We start from the raw sequence: 583 nt of genomic DNA, 5'->3' as shown, positions 1-583 counted from the left end.
TCTCCCCCTACCTGTTCAAGAGCAGATGGTCAGGTCTATGAAGGGGCTGGAGGGTTGCGAGATTACTACCCCCGGCTACGCCGTGGAGTATGCTTACCTCTCCCCCCTGCAATTGAACGTCTTTCTAGAGCACCGGAGCATAAAAGGGCTCTTCTTTGCCGGGCAGGTGGCGGGGAGCAACGGGTACGAGGAAGCGGCTGCCCTGGGCCTGACGGCCGGCATAAATGCTGCTCTGAGGGCCAGGGGGAAAGAGATGCTGGTTCTGGATCGAACTCAGGCCTACATTGGGGTACTGATTGATGATTTTACCCGCAAAGAGCAAAAAGAACCTTACAGAATGCTTACCTCAAGAGATGAGTACAGGTTGGCTCTCCGGCATGACAACGCTGACCGTCAGTTGGCGGAGATAGGACATAAACTAGGATTGATCAGCCGGGAGCAAGTGGGGAGAATTAAAGAAAAGCACACGCGCGTCACCTTCCAACACGAAATATGTACAGAAGAAAGCCGAGAGTTAAGATGAGCACAATGTCTACGGCCAGGTATGAATAGACTGCAGTGTTTCACCTGGAACAGGGGGAGG

Annotated in this window: 1 protein-coding gene; it reads left to right on the top strand. The window is 53.3% G+C overall.

The genetic code is table 11. From position 1 onward, the window contains the following. On the top strand, positions 1–523 hold a 523-nt coding region (locus HW443_RS12665), incomplete at its 5' end, for an FAD-dependent oxidoreductase (RefSeq protein ID WP_176238382.1). Positions 524–583 lie beyond the last annotated feature (60 nt).

Origin of the sequence: Candidatus Hakubella thermalkaliphila (genome assembly GCF_013281975.1) — a bacterium.
Classification (GTDB): domain Bacteria; phylum Actinomycetota; class Humimicrobiia; order Hakubellales; family Hakubellaceae; genus Hakubella; species Hakubella thermalkaliphila.
The sequence above is the reverse complement of the archived record's forward strand: the minus strand, read 5'-3'. Positions and strand labels throughout refer to the sequence as shown.